21 protein-coding genes are annotated in these 20,639 nt (G+C 49.4%); 17 read left to right on the plus strand and 4 right to left on the minus strand.

The window, feature by feature from the left end; all coding sequences use genetic code 11:
- Positions 1-30: 30 nt before the first annotated feature.
- A complete protein-coding gene (petB, locus tag H6F93_RS26800; RefSeq protein ID WP_190643624.1) occupies positions 31-699 on the minus strand; it encodes a cytochrome b6 in 669 nt (222 codons plus the stop codon).
- A 253-nt stretch (positions 700-952) separates the two neighbouring features.
- Between petB and ctpA the strand changes: the two genes are divergently transcribed.
- Positions 953-2,188: a carboxyl-terminal processing protease CtpA gene (gene ctpA, locus H6F93_RS26805; RefSeq protein ID WP_190643623.1), complete on the plus strand. Its 1,236-nt coding sequence runs from the start codon at positions 953-955 to the stop codon at positions 2,186-2,188.
- Entirely contained in the window at positions 2,178-3,440 is a 1,263-nt protein-coding gene (locus H6F93_RS26810) for an HD domain-containing protein (protein ID WP_190687561.1), read from the plus strand. Before ctpA ends, H6F93_RS26810 begins: the two co-directional genes overlap by 11 nt.
- On the opposite strand, the gene H6F93_RS26815 is transcribed toward H6F93_RS26810, so the two are convergent.
- Positions 3,423-5,633 (minus strand): CHASE4 domain-containing protein, encoded by a 2,211-nt coding sequence (locus H6F93_RS26815; protein ID WP_190687564.1) that lies wholly within the window; start codon positions 5,631-5,633, stop codon positions 3,423-3,425. The two genes, H6F93_RS26810 and H6F93_RS26815, sit on opposite strands and share 18 nt — an antisense overlap.
- A gap of 703 nt (positions 5,634-6,336) precedes the next feature.
- Between H6F93_RS26815 and H6F93_RS26820 the strand changes: the two genes are divergently transcribed.
- The 10 genes from H6F93_RS26820 (at position 6,337) to H6F93_RS26865 (ending at position 12,103) form a co-directional block, all read left to right on the plus strand.
- On the plus strand, positions 6,337-7,122 hold the full coding sequence (locus H6F93_RS26820; protein ID WP_242043623.1) for a hypothetical protein: 786 nt from the start codon (positions 6,337-6,339) through the stop codon (positions 7,120-7,122).
- An 83-nt stretch (positions 7,123-7,205) separates the two neighbouring features.
- A complete protein-coding gene (locus H6F93_RS26825; RefSeq protein WP_190687566.1) occupies positions 7,206-7,382 on the plus strand; it encodes a hypothetical protein in 177 nt (58 codons plus the stop codon).
- 2 nt (positions 7,383-7,384) lie between these two features.
- Positions 7,385-7,603: a gas vesicle structural protein GvpA gene (gvpJ, locus tag H6F93_RS26830; protein ID WP_190643620.1), complete on the plus strand. Its 219-nt coding sequence runs from the start codon at positions 7,385-7,387 to the stop codon at positions 7,601-7,603.
- A gap of 136 nt (positions 7,604-7,739) precedes the next feature.
- Positions 7,740-8,690, plus strand: coding sequence for a gas vesicle protein GvpC (gene gvpC, locus H6F93_RS26835; protein WP_190687569.1), 951 nt, complete (start codon positions 7,740-7,742; stop codon positions 8,688-8,690).
- Positions 8,687-9,985, plus strand: coding sequence for a gas vesicle protein GvpN (gene gvpN / locus H6F93_RS26840; RefSeq protein ID WP_190687572.1), 1,299 nt, complete (start codon positions 8,687-8,689; stop codon positions 9,983-9,985). The genes gvpC and gvpN overlap by 4 nt, the downstream gene beginning before the upstream one ends.
- Entirely contained in the window at positions 9,982-10,341 is a 360-nt protein-coding gene (gene gvpJ, locus H6F93_RS26845) for a gas vesicle protein (RefSeq protein ID WP_190687575.1), read from the plus strand. The genes gvpN and gvpJ (H6F93_RS26845) overlap by 4 nt, the downstream gene beginning before the upstream one ends.
- Before the next feature lie 28 nt (positions 10,342-10,369).
- Complete coding sequence (locus H6F93_RS26850; RefSeq protein ID WP_190687579.1) at positions 10,370-10,582, plus strand: hypothetical protein; 213 nt, start codon at positions 10,370-10,372, stop codon at positions 10,580-10,582.
- A 9-nt stretch (positions 10,583-10,591) separates the two neighbouring features.
- Entirely contained in the window at positions 10,592-11,062 is a 471-nt protein-coding gene (gvpJ, locus tag H6F93_RS26855; protein WP_190687583.1) for a gas vesicle protein K, read from the plus strand.
- 40 nt (positions 11,063-11,102) lie between these two features.
- The gene (gene gvpF, locus H6F93_RS26860) at positions 11,103-11,837 is read left to right on the plus strand and encodes a gas vesicle protein GvpF (protein WP_190687586.1); all 735 of its coding nucleotides are present in this window, start codon (positions 11,103-11,105) and stop codon (positions 11,835-11,837) included.
- 8 nt (positions 11,838-11,845) lie between these two features.
- Complete coding sequence (locus H6F93_RS26865; RefSeq protein WP_190687590.1) at positions 11,846-12,103, plus strand: gas vesicle protein GvpG; 258 nt, start codon at positions 11,846-11,848, stop codon at positions 12,101-12,103.
- Positions 12,104-12,427: 324 nt separating this feature from the next.
- Here the strand turns inward: H6F93_RS26865 and H6F93_RS26870 are convergent, their stop codons facing one another.
- Complete coding sequence (locus H6F93_RS26870) at positions 12,428-12,772, minus strand: hypothetical protein (protein ID WP_190687593.1); 345 nt, start codon at positions 12,770-12,772, stop codon at positions 12,428-12,430.
- 185 nt (positions 12,773-12,957) lie between these two features.
- On the opposite strand from H6F93_RS26870, the gene H6F93_RS26875 reads away from it, so the two are divergent.
- From H6F93_RS26875 to H6F93_RS26895, 5 genes are all read left to right on the plus strand, one after another.
- Positions 12,958-14,688, plus strand: coding sequence for a potassium channel family protein (locus tag H6F93_RS26875; RefSeq protein WP_190687596.1), 1,731 nt, complete (start codon positions 12,958-12,960; stop codon positions 14,686-14,688).
- Positions 14,688-15,500 carry an ABC transporter permease gene (locus tag H6F93_RS26880; RefSeq protein WP_190687600.1) on the plus strand — a complete coding sequence of 271 codons (813 nt, stop codon included), beginning with the start codon at positions 14,688-14,690 and terminating at the stop codon, positions 15,498-15,500. Before H6F93_RS26875 ends, H6F93_RS26880 begins: the two co-directional genes overlap by 1 nt.
- A 3-nt stretch (positions 15,501-15,503) precedes the next feature.
- Positions 15,504-16,589 carry an ABC transporter ATP-binding protein gene (locus H6F93_RS26885; protein WP_190687603.1) on the plus strand — a complete coding sequence of 362 codons (1,086 nt, stop codon included), beginning with the start codon at positions 15,504-15,506 and terminating at the stop codon, positions 16,587-16,589.
- A gap of 174 nt (positions 16,590-16,763) precedes the next feature.
- Positions 16,764-18,242 (plus strand): aminobutyraldehyde dehydrogenase, encoded by a 1,479-nt coding sequence (locus tag H6F93_RS26890; RefSeq protein WP_190687606.1) that lies wholly within the window; start codon positions 16,764-16,766, stop codon positions 18,240-18,242.
- A 266-nt stretch (positions 18,243-18,508) separates the two neighbouring features.
- Complete coding sequence (locus H6F93_RS26895; protein WP_190687610.1) at positions 18,509-19,558, plus strand: PRC-barrel domain-containing protein; 1,050 nt, start codon at positions 18,509-18,511, stop codon at positions 19,556-19,558.
- A gap of 118 nt (positions 19,559-19,676) precedes the next feature.
- Here H6F93_RS26895 and H6F93_RS26900 read toward each other — a convergent pair whose 3' ends face one another.
- Positions 19,677-20,375 carry a sugar transferase gene (locus tag H6F93_RS26900; protein ID WP_190641414.1) on the minus strand — a complete coding sequence of 233 codons (699 nt, stop codon included), beginning with the start codon at positions 20,373-20,375 and terminating at the stop codon, positions 19,677-19,679.
- Positions 20,376-20,639: the final 264 nt, after the last annotated feature.

Genomic DNA, 20,639 nt, shown 5'->3' on the forward strand with positions numbered 1-20,639 from the left:
ACAATTTGCCAACCTTGTGAGGTCTGAAACCTACAAGGGGCCAGAAATACCCTGCTTGCGGATCATCAAGAAGTGCAACAGCATGAAGACTGCAATCAGCCAGGGTAAAACAAAGGTGTGAGCGCTGTAGTAGCGGGTTAGCGTTGCTTGTCCCACACTGGAGCCACCCCGTAACATATCAGCAATCAATGTACCTACAACAGGAATCGCTTCGGGAACACCAGAGACGATTTTGACTGCCCAGTACCCAATTTGATCCCAGGGCAGGGAGTAGCCGGTTACACCGAAGGAGACAGTGATTACAGCGAGAATAACGCCGGTTACCCAAGTCAACTCACGGGGTTTCTTGAAACCACCCGTCAGATAAACCCGGAAGGTGTGCAGGATCATCATCAGCACCATCATGCTGGCAGACCAGCGGTGAATGGAGCGAATCAGCCAACCAAAGCTAACGTCGGTCATCAAATACTGAACTGACTCGAACGCCTCTGCTACAGTCGGACGGTAATAAAAGGTCATTGCAAATCCAGTCGCAAACTGGATTAGGAAACAGGTCAGGGTAATTCCACCCAGGCAATAGAAGATATTAACGTGGGGAGGGACGTATTTGCTGCTGATGTCATCAGCCAGTGCCTGAATTTCCAGGCGCTCCTCAAACCACTGGTAAGCTTTCGAGTCGGTTACCTGCTTAGTAAACATGAAGCAAGAGTTCCAAAAAATGTGTTGCTGTCAATAGAAAATGTAACATAGCCGTTGGGTAGATTTCACGGTCGAAACCTTCTCTTGGGCAGAGGTTAGGCGATTTTAGGTTCAGACTTGCTACTATCTTGCTACTATGTTCTCTTTAACTTTCGTAGCTGAGGCTTAAGGATAGGGATCAGACGTTTCGAGATTTGCGCTGACTCAGTCAGCTTGTGGCAACAAGTCTTTACTTAAGTTTAAGATCTGCTTTATGAGAAAACAGTTTTTTCGAATCGGGCTGCTTTTAGCATTGTCGGTTTTGATAGTGTTGGGCAGTTGGATTCCAGTCGCAAATGCTTTTACTGAAGAGCAGAAGTTGCTCAGTGAGGTCTGGCGGATTGTAGACCGAGCCTACGTAGATGACACGTTTAACCACCAAAACTGGTGGTTTGTACGGCAGCGGGCGCTGAAGCAACCTTTAGAGAACCGGGAGCAAACTTATACTGCTATTCAGCAGATGCTAGCGAGTTTGAACGACCCGTTTACTCGGTTGCTTAAGCCTGACCAATATCGCAGCTTGCAAACCAATACGTCTGGAGAATTGACGGGCGTAGGCTTACAAATTGCCCAAGATGGGGAAACTGGTGAACTACGGGTAATTGCACCGATTGAAGGATCTCCGGCGGATCAAGCGGGAATTCAACCCCGCGATCGCATCCTGGAAATTGACGGTTCCTCGACTGCAACTTTGACGCTAGACGAGGCAGCAGCGCGAATGCGGGGACCGATTGGCAGTGAGGTCACCCTGAAGGTAGGGCGATCGGAATCTGAATCAATAGAGGTAAAGCTAGTGCGCGATCGCATCAGTTTGAACCCAGTGTATGCAGAGTTGCGTTCCCAATCAGAAGGAAAGGCGATCGGCTACATTCGGCTGAACCAATTCAACGCCAACGCAACGGCTGAACTTGCCCATGCAGTGAGCCAGTTGGAAGCAGAAGGCGCAGAAGGTTATGTTCTGGATTTACGCAACAATCCGGGTGGGCTGTTGCAGGCAGGCATCGAAATTGCTCGACTCTGGTTGGAGCAGGGAACAGTTGTCTACACAGTCAACCGCCAGGGGATTCAAGACAGTTTTGACGCGACTGGGCAGGCAATTACCGATGACCCGCTAGTGGTTCTAGTCAACCAGGGAACTGCTAGTGCCAGCGAGATCTTGGCAGGTGCATTGCAGGACAACGGACGGGCTTTGCTGGTCGGAGAAAAAACCTTTGGGAAAGGGCTGATTCAATCGCTGTTTAACCTATCGGATGGTTCTGGGCTAGCAGTGACGATCGCCAAATATGAGACTCCAAATCACCATGACATTAATCGTCAAGGCATCGTGCCGGATTTGGTTGTTTCCCTCGACCCAATTACTCGTGACCAGGTCGGTACGGTCGCCGATCGCCAATATCAAGCTGCGGTAGATGTGTTGACTCAGCAAACGGTGGTTGCAGGTGCAGCCTAACGCAGGGCGAACCTATCACGACCCCTTGCATGGGGCGATCGCCCTTGATCAAAGTGACCCAGTTGAGGCGCTGCTGATTCGGCTGATCGACACTCCAGCCTTTCAACGGTTGCGCCGAATTCGGCAGCTTGGTCCAGCCAGCCTCACCTTTCACGGGGCAGAAGGGTCACGGTTTACCCATTCTTTAGGCGTGATGGCGATCGCCCGTCGCGCCTTTGATCGCATTGCTCATCACTACCCGCTGCTCAAACCTTACCGAGCAACCGTACTTTGTGCAGCCCTACTGCATGACGTAGGGCATGGGCCGTTCAGCCACACCTGCGAAGATATCTTTGGCTGTCACCACGAGTACTGGACAGGACGCATCTTGCGAGAATCTGCTCCTGTGAGGCAGTTGTTAGATGAGTTTGAGCCTAACTTATTGAACCAGCTTCAGCAGGTTTACCAGAAACAGCATCCTGTGCCGCTAGTGTGGCAGTTGGTTTCTAGCCAGTTAGATTGCGATCGCCTGGACTATTTAATGCGCGACAGTTACTTTACTGGAGCCAGCTACGGCAAGCTAGACCTCGATCGCATCCTCATGGCAATGAGCTATGACCCCGTGAGTCAGCAGCTTGTAGTTGCACGAAAAGGGATGGCGGCGATCGAGCATTACCTGATTGTCCGCTACTTTATGTACGCTCAGGTTTACAACCATCCCAAGAATGTTGCAGCAACTTGGGTGCTAGAACACGCCTTCAAACGAGCGCGAGAACAGCTAGCCCTGAGTAATTTGCAGGCAGATGAAGTCGTCACGGCATGGCTTCAGGAGGACTGCGACCAACTGTCCCTGACGCAGTATCTAGATGCCGATGACGGTGTGTTTGTCTATCATCTACACCGCTGGCAACATCATACCGACCCGGTTTTAGCAGACTTGTGCCGCCGCTTTTTAAATCGGGATTTACTCAAAGCTTTAGATATCACGCATTTAGAAACCACACAGCAGGCTCAACTGTTGCAACGGGTGCAGGGTTGGTTCGCAAAAACGGGCATTTCACCCCTTTCCCAAACCCAGTACTATGCAGGGCTTCGCACGGCTTTGAGTCACGGCTACACGCTTTATCAACGCGGCATCAAGTTGGCAACAGATACAGGATTGCAAGAAATTAGCGATCAGTCACCCTTAGTGAAAACACTCATTCAGCCTTGGCAACGGACTTGGCTACTCTACCCACGTGAGCTTGACCCAGCATTACTTATAACGGCTTAAAAAGCTGGTACGGCACTGAGGCAACTGTCTTTGCAGGGGAATCTGAATCGTAAACTCAGCCCCTTGACCAGGGGTAGAGCAGCACTGCAACTGCCCCTGATGATTACCGACAATGACTTGATAGCTTACTGATAGCCCCAGTCCTGTGCCTTCACCGATCGCCTTCGTGGTAAAAAACGGATCGAACAGCCGCGCTTTAACCTGCTCCGAAAAACCTGTTCCGTTATCTGAAATTTGCACAATTGCGCGATCGCCCTTCAGTAAGGTTTGAATCCAGATCTTAGGAGACTGCCATTCTCCTGGCTGACCTTCCCTCAGATGCCATTCTTCTGAAACATTCCATTTTTGTTCTAGCGCTTCGATTGCATTCAGCAGGATATTCATAAAGACTTGATTGAGTTGCTTAGCATAGCACTCTACTAGCGGCAGATCGCCATAATCTTTGACAACCTGAATCGCTGGATGCAGATCATTAGCTTGGAGCCGATTTTCCAACAGCATAAGCGTACTCTCGATGCCTTCGTGAATGTTGACCGCCTTGAGGTCTGCCTCATTCAGACGGGAGAAATTGCAAAGTGACAAGATCAACTGGTGAATTCGTTCCGAGCCAACTTTCATCGACGAAAATAGCTTTGGCAGATCTTCCAACAAAAAGTTCAGATCAGCGGACTCCGTCTTTGCCAAGATTTCGGCTGACGGTTGAGGATAGTGTTTTTGGTAAAGCCGAATCAGATTCAGCAAGTCCTGGATGTGGCTATCAGCATGAGTCAAATTGCCAGAGATGAAGTTAACGGGATTATTGATTTCGTGAGCAATTCCAGCGACAAGCTGGCTCAGGCTAGATATCTTTTCGCTCTGCACAAGCTGTGCCTGAGTCTGCTGCAGTTCAGCCAGGGTGCTTTTTAGTTGTTCAGCTTGGTTGCGGTATTTTGCTTCAGACTGACGCAAAATCGCTTCCGTTTGCTTGCGTTCGGTGACATTCTCAAACATTCCCAGGATGTAGCACCCATTTCCCTGAGGGCTATGGATGAGCGTTGCGGTGAGATTTACCCAGAGGGTTTCCTGATTTTGCTTGAGGTAGCGCTTCTCAGTTTGGTAATTGGCGATCGCTCCCGCTATCAGTTGTTCGAACAGGTGGCAGTTCTGGTTCCAGTCGTCCGAGTGGGTGATTTCTTGCACTGTCTTTGCTTCTAGCTCGGCACTGGTGTAGCCCAGCATTTCACACAACGCATGGTTAACTTTCATGATTTGACCGCTGCTGATGTTAGCGATCGCCATCCCAATCGGCGCATCTTCAAACACCTTGCGAAACCGCTCTTCTTGAAGCAGCGCTTGCTCTATGCGATCGCGCTCAATAATATTAGCGGTCAGTCTGCGCCAGAGTAGCCAGATTACCAGCCCAAACAGCGTCCCCAAACTGAGCAGCGACAATCCTAAATAGCGCAAGCTCAGCGCCCCCTGTTGATAAATAACTCTGGGCATATCTGCCCGCAGTAGCAAGGTGGGCTGCTCCTGGATGTCTTCGATTAGAACGTAACCTGCGATCGCATCGGAATCTAAAGGCTGTATCCAGTTGGATTGCCCATTGAATAAAGCGGTACGAGCAGCCTCAAAATCAGGGGGTAGTGATCCAGCGATCTGACGCAGGTCGAGCGAAACGCGGGTCACCTCAGACAAACGTGATACCTCAGCCGCATCTAAGTAGCGCCCCATCACCAGAGTGCCGCGACTTGGTCCTTCCAGATTGCTAGTCAGCACCGAATGTGCCGCTATCAGCATTGGACCATCTGGCAACAGCACAATGCCAGAATGTGGTTTGCCATCAGCATGATGAAGAATGCCGCTGTCTACAACGGCATCTTGCACAGACTGAGAAACAGAAGTGATGTTAGAGCTAATTGGATCACGCCTTTGGCTGAAGATAACTTGCTCCGAAGGACGCGCCATCAAAATGAGATGAAGGTTAAAGCTTTCCCACATCGCTTGATTGAGATTTAGCTTGACATAATCTGAATCTCTATTAGTGATGAACGCGTAAGTATCATCCCAAACCGCGTAGTCTCGTACAGTAGTACTAAGGATTTCAAAATCCTGCTTCAGCGCATCTAAAGCTCGCTCCAGGTTTTGATGCATTGCCTGAGCTTCTACGCGCTCGAAGCCGTGCAACAAAATTGCAGATGAAACAGAGAACATCGTACCTGCTGCACTCAATAGCGTTATTGCAATCACCAGCGGTAGGTGTGTGCGCTGAGTCGCTTGCCTAAACTTAAAGCGATTGCGTTTCGGGGTTAGTTTAAATAAAGAACTGCCTAAGTACACAGCATTTTATAAAGTGAAGGGTTAGAAACGATTCGTTTCAGTCAGCAGAGGTGGAGCCAGCGATCTACCAAAGACAACCCACCCTATCTACTACTCTCTTGCGTTTTACGTTACCGGAGAGATGCGCCCCTCAATCAGTCAGTCATGCTATTGAAAATAACTTTACTATTTACCTATTCTGCTTACTACGCAGATCCTACTACGTCTGTTCAGCAAAGACTCCGTATATGTGCTGAAAATGTCGTGATCTAACTCAGGGAACGTGCTAGTTCTTGCTCCAAAGACCTTGATTCCTATCAAATTTAGGGCTACGAGATGCTGCTTATCTAGCTTCTTTGGAAGCTTTCAAACGGTTGTAGTGTATCCCTTTCAGCCAGGTCAAAAATACAGGAAAGGCAAACAGGAATTCAAAAATATTCTTTCACTCCCAGGAAAATTGGAGATTAGAAATTTCGATAAAGATGGGATGAAGTTCTAATCAAGTCTTTGGTTTTAGCGATCGCTGTGGATCTATCAAAACCATCACACGCTTCTCAACCATAGCGACCTGCTCTGCTCAAAATGAGGAACAACCGTTTTGGCAGTAGAGGTTAGTAGAATGGTGGCGATCGCACTCAACTTTGGATTTGCTCTATTGGTGCTGCTGGTATTTGGACTGCTGCAATGGCTGCACATTCCAACAGGCAGCTTCCTCGACTGGATTATTGGCATTGCTGTCTTTGAATGGCTATTAGTGATTGTGACAGTGCCCTGGAACGTCCATTTCGACGCAAAGGAAGTGTTAGCTGAGGCAGACCAATCTGAAGAAAAAGGAATTGAGGTAAACGTCAAGCAAGTCGAATACGCCGCAAAAGTAGCTCAAGCTTCGCTCTGGGTAGCGATCGCCCTTCACCTGATTTCTGCGGTTGGACTCTACACCCTAGCTGCCAATGGTATTAGTGCGATCGGCTACATCGGTTCTGGGGCAGCATTGTTGCTCACAGTGCTGCGTCCAGCAGCCAGAACTTACCAGTATCTAGCAATGCGGCTGACAATGATTCGCCAGCAGATAAAGTATCCACGCGAGGACGTGCTAGAACTGCGCGCTTGCGTCTTCACGCTTGAAGAAACTATCAAACGCCTGGAAGAACAGCTTAATCCTAATGAGTCAACCTCCTGGGTATCGACCCAGCAGCGAGATTTAGAAGCCACCCGCCAGCAGTGCATTCGTCTAGATGCTCAACTACGAGAACTACAGGCAACCAACCAAGCAGAGCACGAGCGAATCATGAGAGAAGCAAAGGGGGCGATCGCTCAACTCAGCACCGACGGTCAATTTCTAGAACATGTGCGCGAAATTATTCGCTTTTTTAAGACGGCCTAACTCCTATCAGGCTGTATTAACCGTGAGCTGATTTACAAATTTTTAAGTGGTGTTACCAATCGACTTGTTGTTTTTACAACTCGTTGTTGATCGATCAGAAATATCGGGAATGTTATGAACATCTCCAGAGTTTAGATGTCTTCGCCGAGCCAACTTGCTTCCGGGCGATCGCCCTCACCTCTAGAGAAATGCCGGTCTATGTATTAGAAAGTCGGGCATTTTCAGATTCTACTAACACAACGTATTTCGTAGGTAACTAAACATGGCTGTTGAAAAAGTAAACTCCTCCTCTAGCTTGGCTGAAGTTGTTGATCGCATCCTCGACAAAGGCATCGTTGTTGACGCATGGGTTCGCGTTTCCCTTGTTGGAATCGAACTGCTAGCTATTGAAGCTCGCGTCGTGATCGCTTCCGTAGAAACCTACTTAAAGTATGCCGAAGCAGTCGGTTTGACCACTCAAGCTGCCGTTCCCGCCTCCTAGAAAATCCCCAGAATTGGGGAGCTACTCCGGCTCCCCTCTTTCTCTTGGGTCAAATAAATTTAACTGAACTTCTCTTAATCGATTAAATCAATCAAACCATAACCATTAATTCCTAGCCTCGCAGGAGGAGATTTTTGTGATTGCGCTCAAAGATTTATGGCAAGAACAACGTCAACAGCGTCAGCAAGAAATAGCCCAACGTCAGCAGCAGGTGCGTGAGACCCTAGCCGCATTTCAACAACAGCGCCAACAAAGTGCCGCCCAACTGCGAGATGATCTGAGCCTATTTCAGCTTGGCTTGCAGCAAGAAACTCAAGTTTTTCTGGGTCATCTCAGCGATCGCCGACAAGTTCAGGCTCAAGAATTGGCTCAGGAGCTATACAACTTTCACATCGATTTGAATCAATCTGTGGCTTCTTTGCGGCAAGAGTTAAAGATTAAAGTTCAAGCCATTCAGGCAGAAGTTCAACTGTTGCTGGAAACAAATCAGCAGCGACGGGCGCAAGTCCAGATACAGTTAGCTCAAGACTTAGCCGCCTTTATGGAATCGCTCCATTCAGAAGTTCAGACCTACCTTTCTGAATTGGAATTGATGCGCCAAGACCGGGCAAATCAGCTACAGCAAGAACTTGAGCAAAATCGGGCTAAACGGCTTGCCGAAATGACCGCGCTGCGAACCGAATTGCGCGACTACTGCACCAGCTTACGAACAATGATCTGGGGTAATAGTAGCTCTGGTGCCAATTCCGAACTGAGTTCTGCTGCATCAAATAGCATTTCACCTATTGCAGATTCGGTGACGATCGCCCTTACTCCAGCCTTACCCACTGCACCAGTTCGACCTCAACCCATTCAGGTCACATCAGTCCCTCAAGCGTTGAATTCGCTGCAAAAAGACCCGGTGCAGCTAGAAGAAGAAATCTACTATCACATCTACCAGGTGCAAGGGGCACGCCTCACCGAGCTTGAAAACGCATTAGGCATCAATCGCTTTCAAGCCGTGGATGCACTCCGCTCCTTAATTAAGAAAGGATTAGTAACCCAGCGCGATCGCGTCTATCTGATTCAAGAGGAAGCAAGCCTGTGACCACCGTTCTCCAAGCCCGCCCCCGCCGCTTTGTCAGCACTCCCTCAGTCGAGCGAGTCGCAACGAGAGCTTTACGATATCTCCAGTCCGGCTTCTCTGTCCATCTGCGCGGACCTGCCGGAACTGGCAAAACCACCCTGGCACTTCACCTGGCAGATTTGCTTAGTCGTCCCATCATGCTGATTTTCGGCGACGACGAGTTCAAAACCTCCGACCTGATTGGCAACCAGACCGGCTACACCCGCAAAAAAGTAGTCGATAACTACATTCACAGTGTCGTCAAAGTTGAGGACGAACTGCGGCAAAACTGGGTTGACTCTCGCCTGACTCTTGCCTGCCGAGAAGGATTCACCCTAGTTTATGACGAGTTCAACCGCTCTCGCCCGGAAGTCAACAACGTGCTGCTATCGGCACTAGAAGAAAAGCTGCTGGTGCTGCCTCCTAGCGGTAATCGCAACGAATACATTCGAGTTAATCCTCATTTTCGCGCCATCTTCACCTCAAATCCAGAAGAGTATTGTGGTGTTCATGAAACGCAGGATGCCTTGCTCGATCGCCTGGTAACAATCAACATGCCAGAGCCGGACGAGTTAACCCAGCAAGAAATTGTGGTACAAAAAACTGGCATCGATCGAGAAAGCGCTGCAATCATCGTCAGCCTAGTTAAAGCATTTCGGATTAAGACTGGAGCAGAAAAAACTTCAGGCTTGCGGTCTTGCCTGATGGTAGGCAAGGTCTGCCATGAGCACGAGATCCTGGTGATGCCCGAAAACCCCGAATTCCGCGACATTTGTCACGATGTTCTGCTCTCTCGCACGGGGCGATCGCTAGCCGAATCTACTCAATTGCTCTGGGACCTATTTAACGAACTCATTTGCCCTGAGCTTGACCCCGCTGACCTGTTAGAAGATTGCGATCTGTCACAGCCTGAGACTCTGATCTTTAGTCCTCAGCCTCAAGCACATCCAGAAGTTGAGGTGCTGTCAGGTGAATTGACAAAACAGTCCGCTTTGGCAAACGGCAATAAGCAGGATGAGTCAAATCTAGAAATTGACGAACTTTCGACTTTCACTAACACAGAGTCAAGCGTCCCGTTTGAGTGGGAAGTTTATGAGTATTTGCAGGAATTTCAGGACGCTCGAATTGCCCAAATTGAGGCAGCTTTAGGAATTAATCGCTACCAAGTGGTGACGGCACTGCGATCGCTAACCGAACAGGGAATTCAGTTTAATTCCAGCATTGCTGAAACAATCTCTGCCTACCAAATCCACATTACCAGCGAGGATGAAGTATGACTGTAACTCAAGCTCGTCCTATGGCTGGTGGAAATAGCGGCAATCGGGCAATTGGCACGTCTACTTCAGGTTCCACTCTGGCAGATGTCCTCGAACGGGTTCTTGACAAAGGCATTGTAATTGCCGGGGATATTTCTGTCTCGGTAGGGTCTACAGAACTGTTGAGCATTCGCATTCGCCTGCTAATCTCATCAGTAGACAAAGCCAAAGAAATGGGAATCAACTGGTGGGAAAATGACCCTTATCTGAGCGGGCAGTCGCGCCAATTGCTTGAGGCAAACCAACAGCTTCAGGCAAGAATTGAGAGCCTGGAAACAGAATTGCGATCGCTGAAAGCGGCTGAAAACTTAGCCTGAGAATCTAGCAAGTTGAGGACTGAAAAGGATGATTACGCTTAGAACCATGAAGCAGATCGCCACTAGTCGAACGATTCCTAGCTTTCGGGCTTGTCGATCGTTGGGGCGATCGCACCTCCTTTCTGAGCAAGGACGAATTGCGACTGCACAATCCGAAATGCTTGATCAGGAGTCCCTTCGCCAATGGCGTAACCAGCAGTGGCAACACAAATCTCAGCAAGCGCCAACCCGCCAGCGTTAAGCTTACGTCATGGCTTCTTCTGATTCTCCGATTCAACTCACACCTGAAAGCTCCCTTCCTGAGCAAAGTGGAGCCAACTCGGGTTTGGCTCCCTTGCTACTGACGGTGGTTGAGCTAGTGCGGCAACTCATGGAGGCTCAGATAATCCGCCGCATGGAAGCAAAAGAACTGAGCGACGAAGATTTAGAACGAGCCGCAGACAGCCTGCGAAAGCTAGAGGAACAAGTCGTCCAGCTTTGCGAAATTTTTGAAATTGACCCAGCAGATCTAAATATCGACTTAGGCGAGATCGGGACGTTACTTCCCAAGTCAAATGGGTACTATCCAGGTGAGGCTTCAGCGAACCCATCCATTCTGGAACTGTTAGACCGACTGCTCAATACAGGAGTGGTGGTGGAAGGAGAAGTTGACTTAGGACTGGCTCAACTCAACCTGATCCACGCCAAATTGCAGTTAGTGCTGACCTCCAAGCCAATTTAGTAAGCCAGCGCAGCTTCGTCTGTCTGAAGGGGTTTTCATTATGAGAAACGGTTTATATCTCTACGGCATTTTCCCCGCTCCAGGACCAACAAATTTGCATCTAGAGGGGTTAGACCGTCAGCCTGTACAGACTCATGCAATTGACGAGTTCGTCTTCTTGTATTCAGAAGCTCAGCAAGAAAGGTATTTAGCCAGCCGTCGCAACCTGTTAGGACATGAGAAAGTGCTGGAGCAGGCAATGGAGAAGGGATATCGAACCCTGTTGCCGCTACAGTTTGGGCTGATTATTGAAAACTGGGAAACGGTCAATCAGCAGCTTATTGTGCCACAGGGTCAGGGTTTAGGCGAACTGTTTAACAAGCTGGACGGACGGCGCGAAGTCGGCATAAAAGTATTTTGGGATGCAAGTGCTGAATTGGAAGCATTGCTCCAGGAAGATCAAGGTTTGCTGGCGGAGCGCGATCGCCTCGAAGGAAAATCCCTCAGCATGGATCAGGTCGTGCAAATTGGGCAGTCCATCGAGCAGGCGATGGCAAACCGCAAACAGAGCATCATCGAGGTTTTCCAGGGAACCCTCAATTCATTGGCGATCGATGTCGTAGAAAACGATGCAATGACCGACGCAATGATTTATAACGCCGCTTACCTGATTCCTTGGGATGAGGAAACCTACTTTAGCCAGCAGGTTGAGGCCCTCGATCAGCAGTTTGATGAGCGGCTCCGCATCCGCTACAACAGCTTCACCGCTCCGTTTAACTTTGTCCAACTTAATTGAGGCAATCCATGTTTCTTGATCTTCTCCTGACACCGATTACAGCTCCCATCAGTGGCATTGCCTGGGTCGGCAATAAAGTTCTAGAGCAGGCAAACGCAGCCCTAGATGATAAGGAAAACTTGAGCAAACAGTTGCTGTCACTCCAACTCGCCTTCGACATGGGCGAAGTTCCTGAAGAGGAATTTGAAATCCAGGAAGAGGAACTGCTGTTGGCAATTCAAGCGCTAGAAGATGAAGCTAGAGCAGCAGAACAGGAACTTGAGTAGATAAAATTCTTGTTACGAGGCTTCCCCTTATCATGCAGCTCCAGAGGCCCTGCCTCCTAATGAGGCGATCGCCGATCACGTCTCACTCCGGCTTGGGAATCGCTTCAGAGAAGCTCCAAATTCTTCAACTACCAACAGAGAAGCTAGAGCTTCCAAACCAATATTTCAAGCTGGAGATTGGAAACGAGCAAATAAACAAATCTGTTTCCCAACACGGGTAAGGGCGTGGCTTCGGCAGATAGACCTCAAAACAAACTGAAAGCCTTTGCTCGAATGCTACGCCCTTACAAGGACACTCGCTACTGTTCAGAAGGTGGTGCGAATCTAATATTCGAGGAATAGGGTATTGAAGGTATCCGGTGGAGAGGGAGCGATCGCCATCTTCGCCGTTTTCACAGATGATCGAATTGTTGGTTCTGCGGCAACAGTCGGCACTTCTTCTCGCATCTGCTGCACGTTGTTTTCAAGTTCAGCAACCTGATCGTCTAAAACTGCAATTCGGTCTGAAATTTGCTGTCGTCGCTGTTCAAGGCTCTGCAATTCTTGCTGAAGTCGCTTCTTCTCAATCACCAACTTGTACAAATCAAGAAATGCGGTTGCCTCTGTTTTTGGGCGAGGCATGGTGCTGATTTTGGGGCGAATCGTGCCTTTGGCAGAAGGGCGGTGCATAGGTAATCGCAATAGCTCAATTTTCCTCTAGTGTTCCCACCGTAAAGCAGGGCTACCGCGCCCAAAGTTTTGTAACGTCGTGTTTTCAGCTACAGTTCCCTCAGCCAGACTGGCAAACAATTGGGGTTTGAATAGTTGGTGGAATTTCTGCTAACCGCAACGCCAGATTTGAATGTTGCTTTGATATGAAAACCCGAATTATTGTCTGTGGTTTAGGTCGAACTGGCTATAAAATTTTCTCCTTGTTGAAGCAGCAGGGTGCTTTAGTCGTGGGGATTAGCGACTCCCCGGTGGAAGTCTTGCGCGAACAGCTGCACGGTCTAGATGTAGATCATGAAGCCGATGTGGTAGTCGGAGATCTGCGCTCGGCTGGAACGCTTTTGGCAGCAGGGGTTAAGGAAGCTCATACGCTGGTGCTGGCAACCCGCGATGATGCGTTGAATCTGGCAGTTCTGATTCAAGCAAGGGTGCTAAATCCTCGAATTCGGATTATTAGCCGTTTGTTTAATACCAGTTTGGGCGATCGCCTTGACCACACCCTACCTGACCACGCCAGCATGAGCGTCGCTGCTCTATCTGCGCCAGTATTTGCCTTTGCCGCGATGGGCAATCGGGCGATCGGGCAGTTGCGATTATTTCACCAGATCTGGCCGATTCACGAGGAGCACATCGACGAAACGCATCCCTGGAAGGGACGGAAGCTAGCCGATCTATGGGAAGACCGTTCTCGCATGTTGATTTACTACTTGCCCGTGGATAGCAGATTGGATCTAATATCTGCGGTGGTTGAGGATCAGTCTTTGCGGGTGGGCGATCGCCTGATTGTTGCAACTCAGCCCAGTGTTCGCAACTTTCGTAAAACCTTTAAGCAAAAGTTTTCGGAGTTTTTGCTTGGTCTGCGGCAGTTTCAGCAGCAGGTTCAGCCTACCGTTGTCGTGATGTTAGTGCTATTGGCGACGATTTTTGGTGCAACCCTGACTTACACAGCAGTAAACCTGCAAACCACACCCATAGATGCCCTGTACTTTTCTGTAGGAATGATTACGGGAGCTGGGGGCAACGAAGGTGTTGTGGAACATGCTCCTGCAAGTATCAAAGTTTTTACTGTGGTCATGATGCTGGTCGGCGCGGCAGTTACTGGAATTTGCTACGCGCTGCTGAATGACTTTGTTTTGGGGACCCGGTTTAAGCAGCTTTGGAACACGAGCCGCATTCCCCATAGTCAGCACTACATCATCTGTGGGTTAGATGGAGTCGGGGTACAAATCGTCAACTACCTTCACGCTAATGGCTGTGAGATTGTGGTGATTGAGCCTGACCCTAACAATCGGTTTTTGAATGTTGCCCATTCGCTCAAAGTGCCGGTGATTCAGGGAGATGCTAGCGTCTTAGCAACTTTGGAGTCAGCTAACGTTGCTGAAGCTGAAGCCCTTTTAGCCGTTACCAGCGATGATGTGGCTAACCTGGAAATTGCCCTAACTGCCAAGGGACTTGCTCCTAAATTACCTGTGATCGTCCGCAACCAAGATCCCCAATTTGCGCCACTGGCTCAGCAAGTATTTGACTTTGAGGCGGTTCTGAGCCCAGCCGAACTTGCGGCTCCTTCTTTTGCAGCCGCCGCCCTGGGTGGAAGAGTCTTGGGAAATGGGATGACGGCTGATAGTTTGTGGGTAGCACTAGCGACCATCATTACACCAGGGCATCCTTTTTGTGGTCGGCGAGTGAAAGAAGCAGCGATGACGGCTGATTTTGTACCGCTTTATCTTGAAACTCGCTGCCAAACTATTCATGGATGGGATTTGCTAGAAGTTAGTCTAGATGCAGGAGATGTTTTGTATCTAACGGTGCCCGCTACCTATTTAGAGCAGCTTTGGCGTGTCAACCCGCCTCCGTTGGCGATGCAGCTTAACTACTAATGACTAATGCTTCCTCTTCAACGGAAAAACGCCACACTCAGCAGCAACCCTGGCTTTTAACTCTCTGGACAATCCTGGTTTACGCTTTTCTGTATTTGCCGATCGCCACTCTTATCTTCATCAGTTTTAATGATTCGGCAATTCTGTCGCTGCCGTTTAAGGGATTCACTGTTAACTGGTATGAGATGGCGTTTGGCGATCGCTCCCTGCGTCTCTCCCTCTGGAATTCGCTGCAAGTAGCAGCAATGGCAACCCTTTTGGCAATTGGATTTGGGCTGCTAGCTGCTTTTGCAATTTACCGCTATCAATTCTTCGGCAAAACCAGTTTTCGGATTGCGTTAAATTTGCCCATTCTGTTGCCTGGAGTGGTCACAGGAGTGGCAATGCTGGCTTACTTCTCTAGCCTAGGGCTTGAGCTTTCCTTGTGGACAGTGATTTTAGGGCACGCCGTATTTGGGCTGCCGGTGGCGCTAGGGCCAATTTTGACGCGACTGTCTCAGTTTCCTCGGGGCCTAGAGGAAGCTGCCTACGATTTGGGAGCAAAACCAGCCCAAGTTTTTCGCGGTGTAATCTTCCCTTACATTCGCAGTGCGATCGTTTCAGGGGCGCTGCTGGCGTTCACATTATCGTTTGATGAGGTGGTCGTGACGATTTTTCTGACTGGGCGAGACAATACATTGCCCATGGAAATCTGGGGCAGATTGCGAACAGACATTACCCCAGAAATCGCCGCAGTTGCGACACTGGTATTAATAGCAAGTACGGGGATTGTGTTGCTGAGTCAGTGGGTTGTGGGAAGGGATGAGGGATGAAGAATGAGGGATGGTAGCGTTGTTTATTTGGAAGGGGTGAGTAAGATTTACCCGACGGCAGCGGGGGAAATTTTTGCAGCGCGGGATGTGACGATTGACGTGCAGCCCGGAGAGTTTTACTCACTGTTGGGGTCGAGCGGGTCTGGCAAAACAACAACTTTGCGGTTGATTGGGGGATTTGAGATTCCTGAGTATGGACGAGTTTGGATTGGCGGAGAGGAGGTGACGGAGCAGCCTCCCTATCAGCGTAATGTGCATACCGTGTTTCAAAGCTATGCCCTGTTTCCGCATTTGACGGTGGCTGAGAATATTGCCTATCCGCTGCGAATTGCCAAAACTAATCGGGCTGAAGTTGCTGAGCGGGTGGAGGAATCGTTGCGGATGTTTCAGTTAAAAGGAATGGGCGATCGCCGTCCTTCACAACTTTCTGGCGGACAGCAACAGCGAGTTGCCCTGGCAAGGGCGTTGATCAGCCGTCCCAAAGTGTTACTCCTGGACGAACCGCTGTCTGCCCTGGATGCCAAAATTCGGGAGGAAGTGCGTCAGGAGCTACGCGATCTGCAAAAGCAAACAAATCTTACCTTCATCTACGTGACTCACGACCAGGAGGAAGCGCTAGCGCTGTCCGATCGCATTGCCGTGATGCACAACGGTCAAGTGCAGCAAATTGGCACTCCTAAGCAAATTTATGATCGCCCCACTTCGCTGTTTGTAGCTCAGTTCATTGGTAAAGCCAATTTTCTCAGAGGCACAGTTCTAGAAGCAAACGGAGAAACGGCTGCTGTTGAGGTTAGCGGAACAAAGATTTGGGCAGCTTCACCAGGGCGATCGCCCACTATTGGCGACGCTGTAACCCTGATGGTTCGTCCAGAACGACTGTGCCTGGGTGAAACTGCTAAGACTACTAAAGCAGACAATCAACTTTCTGGCAAAGTTGCTAGTGTTACCTATGTTGGTCAACTCGTTGAACTCAAGGTCGAAACGCCCATCGGATTACTCACCGTCACTCAACTCAGCTCAACCGCAGACCTCAGCCCCGAACAGTCCCTTTCCTGGAATGCTAACGACTGCATCCTTCTCCCTGATTGATACGGAATCCTATTTCCTAAAGAAGCACTATTTGGTGTGCGGGCGAAGCATTCGGCAAAAGAATTGTGCTTCAGTTGCAAGGATTGTAACCGAATGCTTCGCCCCTACCGATATCGCTACTCTACAAATTTTGCACTTTGAATTTTTAACTCTTCATTGATTCAAGAGGTTTTTATGGACAAGCTGATTCATTATCCAATGGTGATTGGAGAAGAACTCGTCTCTACAGGCAGCGAAGATCTAATTGATCCTGCAACTGGACAAGTGTTTGCAACGGTTGCTTTGGGAAGTAAGGCAGATGTTGATCAGGCGGTGGCGATCGCTAAACAAGCGCAAGTCGCCTGGGCCGCCCTTTCCTATGGAGAACGCAGCGCAGCACTGCTGAAACTATGTGATGCCCTAGAAGCTAAAAGCGAAGAATTGGCAAGGCTGGAAAGCCAAAATTCTGGTAAGCCGCTGAAACTAACTGTTGAAGGCGACATTCCCTTTGCGATCGACAACCTGCGCTACTTTGCCTCAGTGCTGCGTCGGCAAGAAGGCACCGCTGCCGGAAGCTACATCGGCGGCTACACCAGTATGATTCGGCGTGAACCCATCGGTGTAGTCGGTGCAATTACCCCCTGGAACTATCCCTTCATGATGGCAATTTGGAAGCTTGGGCCAGCCCTGGCAGCAGGCAACGCCGTTGTAATTAAGCCCGCACCCAATACGCCTGTCACTACGATTGAACTGGCTAAGATTGCCCTCGACTCTGGCTTCCCTGCTGGATTGATCAACGTCGTCACGGGGGGAGCCGAGGTTGGTGAAGCAATTTGTACCCATCCCAACACCCGTATGATCAGCTTCACGGGCAGTACTCGCACGGGTAAGCGCATCGCCGAACTCGCCAGCCCAATGGTCAAACGCGTCACCCTAGAATTGGGCGGCAAAGCACCTTTTGTCGTCTTTGCTGATGCGGACGTTGAGGCAGCAGCGCATGGGGCAGTAGCAGCTTCCTACGTCAACAGCGGGCAAGACTGCACTGCTGCCACTCGAATTTATGTGCAAAACGAGGCATTTGACCAGTTCCTCAGCCGCTTTATTGATCTGTCCAAACAGGTGAAGGTCGGTAACCCGTTCGAGGAAGGAACAGATATCGGTCCGCTGGTCAGCGAACCTCAGCGACTCAAGGTCAAAGGCTATGTCGAAGAAGCCCGTCAGCAAGGAATTAAAGTCGCCTTGGGTGGTGAACTGCCGGAGAGCGAAGGTTTTTACTACCCGCCGACTATCCTGGTGGATGCGCCCGAAGATGCAAACTGTGTTCGTGAAGAAATCTTTGGTCCAGTCGTGGTAGTCAATCGCTTCTCAGACGAGGCTGAGGCAATTAAGTTGGCAAACAATACGCCCTACGGATTGGCAGGCAGCGTTTGGACGCTTAACGTGCAGCGAGCCATGCGAATGTCAGCAGCGATGGAGTGCGGTACGGTCTGGGTCAATGACCACATCCCGATCGCCAGTGAAATGCCTCATGGCGGTTTCAAGGAAAGTGGCATTGGCAAGGATATGTCCTACTACGCGCTGGAGGAATACACCGTCGTCAAGCATGTTGTGTTTGACAACACTGGAGAACAGCGCAAACCCTGGCACGCTGTTGTTTTAGGAGAAGCAAATTAGAATAATTTTCTAACTTTGCCGAAAACTTTCCTGATAGAAGGGGTGTATAGGGAATAAAGGAATGGTAGATGCACCCTGATTTAATCCCTGGCTTCGGCTGGGGATTTTCTTTTTGTAGGTTGGGTGAAGTGCAGCGGAACCCAACACCGGGATACCTGCGATTGTTAGGGTTCGCTTTGCTTCACCCAACCTACAGCTTTAAAGATGGAACCAGCCTCTAGGATAGACTTGAGGGGATGCGAGAAATAGTTTGACCTTGGGGCTGTATGACTACTCGACCAGAGGTAATCAAGCAAAGTGAGTTGCTGAATCAGCTAGTGCTTGACCGCAACAGCCTGGAAGAATTAGGACGAGTCGAAGTGCTGTGGATGCATCCTCCTAAGCATCAAGTGTTGGGGTTTGTCTGCAAGTCGGGCTTCTTGGGAGCTAAAAAGACAGCATTTAAGCTAGCCCAACTTTCAACCTTGGGTACAAACGGGGTTTTGACCCAAGGGCAGCCAGAAGAAACAGATGCCGATAAGGTACGAAAGCTGGAATCTGTGATTGGTCACGAGATTTGGAGCGATGCAGGCAACAAAATCGGCAGAATCACTGATTATTTGTTTAACCTGAAAACGGGGGCGATTACGCAATACCTGTTTATCTCCAGCGGTTGGGGCGGCATTGCAGGGGATGTGTATCAGCTTCCGCCTACACAAATTTTGAGCGTTGGCAGTAAGCGAGTGCTGGTTTCAGAAACCACGGCTCATAAATGTGCGCTGTATCGGGAAGGCATTAAGCAAAGGCTGACGAAGGCCGGGGACGTGCTGAAGGAGGATTATGTGCAGGCAACCCAGGAGTGGCGATCGCTCACCCAACGCGCCCAATCTGCTACTGGAGGAGCCAAAGAACGGCTACAAACGTTAGCAGAACAGGCAAAAGAACGTGCCCATTTCCTCTCTCAGCAGGCAAAGGAAAGGGCGCAAACGTTTAGCGAACAGATTAAAGCAGAATCTCAAACCATAGCTCAACAGGCAAAGGAAAAAAGCCAAACCCTAGCAGAACAGCTTAAAGAAAGGACTCAAACACTAGGCAAACAGGTAGAAGAAGGTATTCAAACACTAACCGTTCAGGCTGAAGAAATCTTTGATCCGGATGTGAAACACGCCTCAAGCAGTTCACCACCAGCACCAGACACAACTCCATCAGATTCAACGATTCCTTCAAATGAGGCAAAGGCAGTAGATTCAGATTATTGGGGCGATCGCTCCGATGAACCAGATCAATCTGCTCAATCTGATCAACCTATTGATGACGATGATGAACCTTGGATCTGAGGCTGATCAGAATTGGCTGAGGGCTTTTGTGAAATACCCTGTGAAATCTAGACAAAAAAGGCGCACTGGTTCCAGTGCGCCTGTAGATTCATGCTTCAACTAAGCTTAGATGCAAGCTTTAGTAAGCTCCACTTTTATTTAGGACTGCCTGAATCGTTTTCCAGATGAGGGCAATGTCGTAGCCAATTGACCACTTTGTCTGGTAGGCGATGTCCATTTTGACGATGTCTTCAAAATCCTCGACGGTAGAGCGCCCGTTAGCCTGCCATTCCCCGGTGATTCCAGGTCTAACCAGTAGACGCTTGTAGTGATGGCGCTTGTACTTCATCACTTCATCTACGGTTGGGGGACGGGTGCCAACTAAACTCATTTCCCCTTTGAGAACATTCCAAAATTGGGGCAATTCATCCAGGCTAGTACGGCGTAAGAAGCGACCGACTCTGGTGACGCGGGGGTCATTGCGGTTTTTGAAAATGCTGCCCTTTGCCTGATTGTGAACCAGGTGCTTTAGAGCATCAGCTTCGATAACCATTGAGCGAAACTTCCAAATGCGGAAGGTGTTGCCGTTCAGTCCACAACGGATTTGGCTGTAGAAGATTGGGCCAGGGTTATCAAACTGGACGGCGATCGCCACTGGGATTGCCACAAGGGCAGTGATTGCTAGACCAACCAGCGCTCCCAGGATATCAATCAGGCGCTTAGCCTTACTATTTACAGAAGGATGCACCTCTGCGGAAGAGGCAATGATCTCATTCAAGTGAGTCAGCGCAGGTGAGTGAGTTAACAAGGAAGAAGGAGGGTTGGAAGTGGTAATCACGATTCGTGGTCATCTCCTCTACAGGTCAGTCGGCTGAAAGTCAACCTTCTGTAAATATAAAAGGCAACTCTTGGATCAAGCCAGGGAAATAGGTTGCATTTGCCCAATCTTTGAACTGGATTGGAGTTTTATAAAGTTCTAATGTACTGAACTTCCGTAAAAAACTGCTTTTGCCAAGGTTAAATCTAGGGTTTGGCAAATAAAAATTGTATAAGCGCTATGGCGTAATGTCTAATCACTCCACGGCATTGCTCAACTCGCTCA

Origin of the sequence: Leptolyngbya sp. FACHB-671 (assembly GCF_014695745.1) — a bacterium.
GTDB lineage: Bacteria > Cyanobacteriota > Cyanobacteriia > Elainellales > Elainellaceae > JAAUTN01.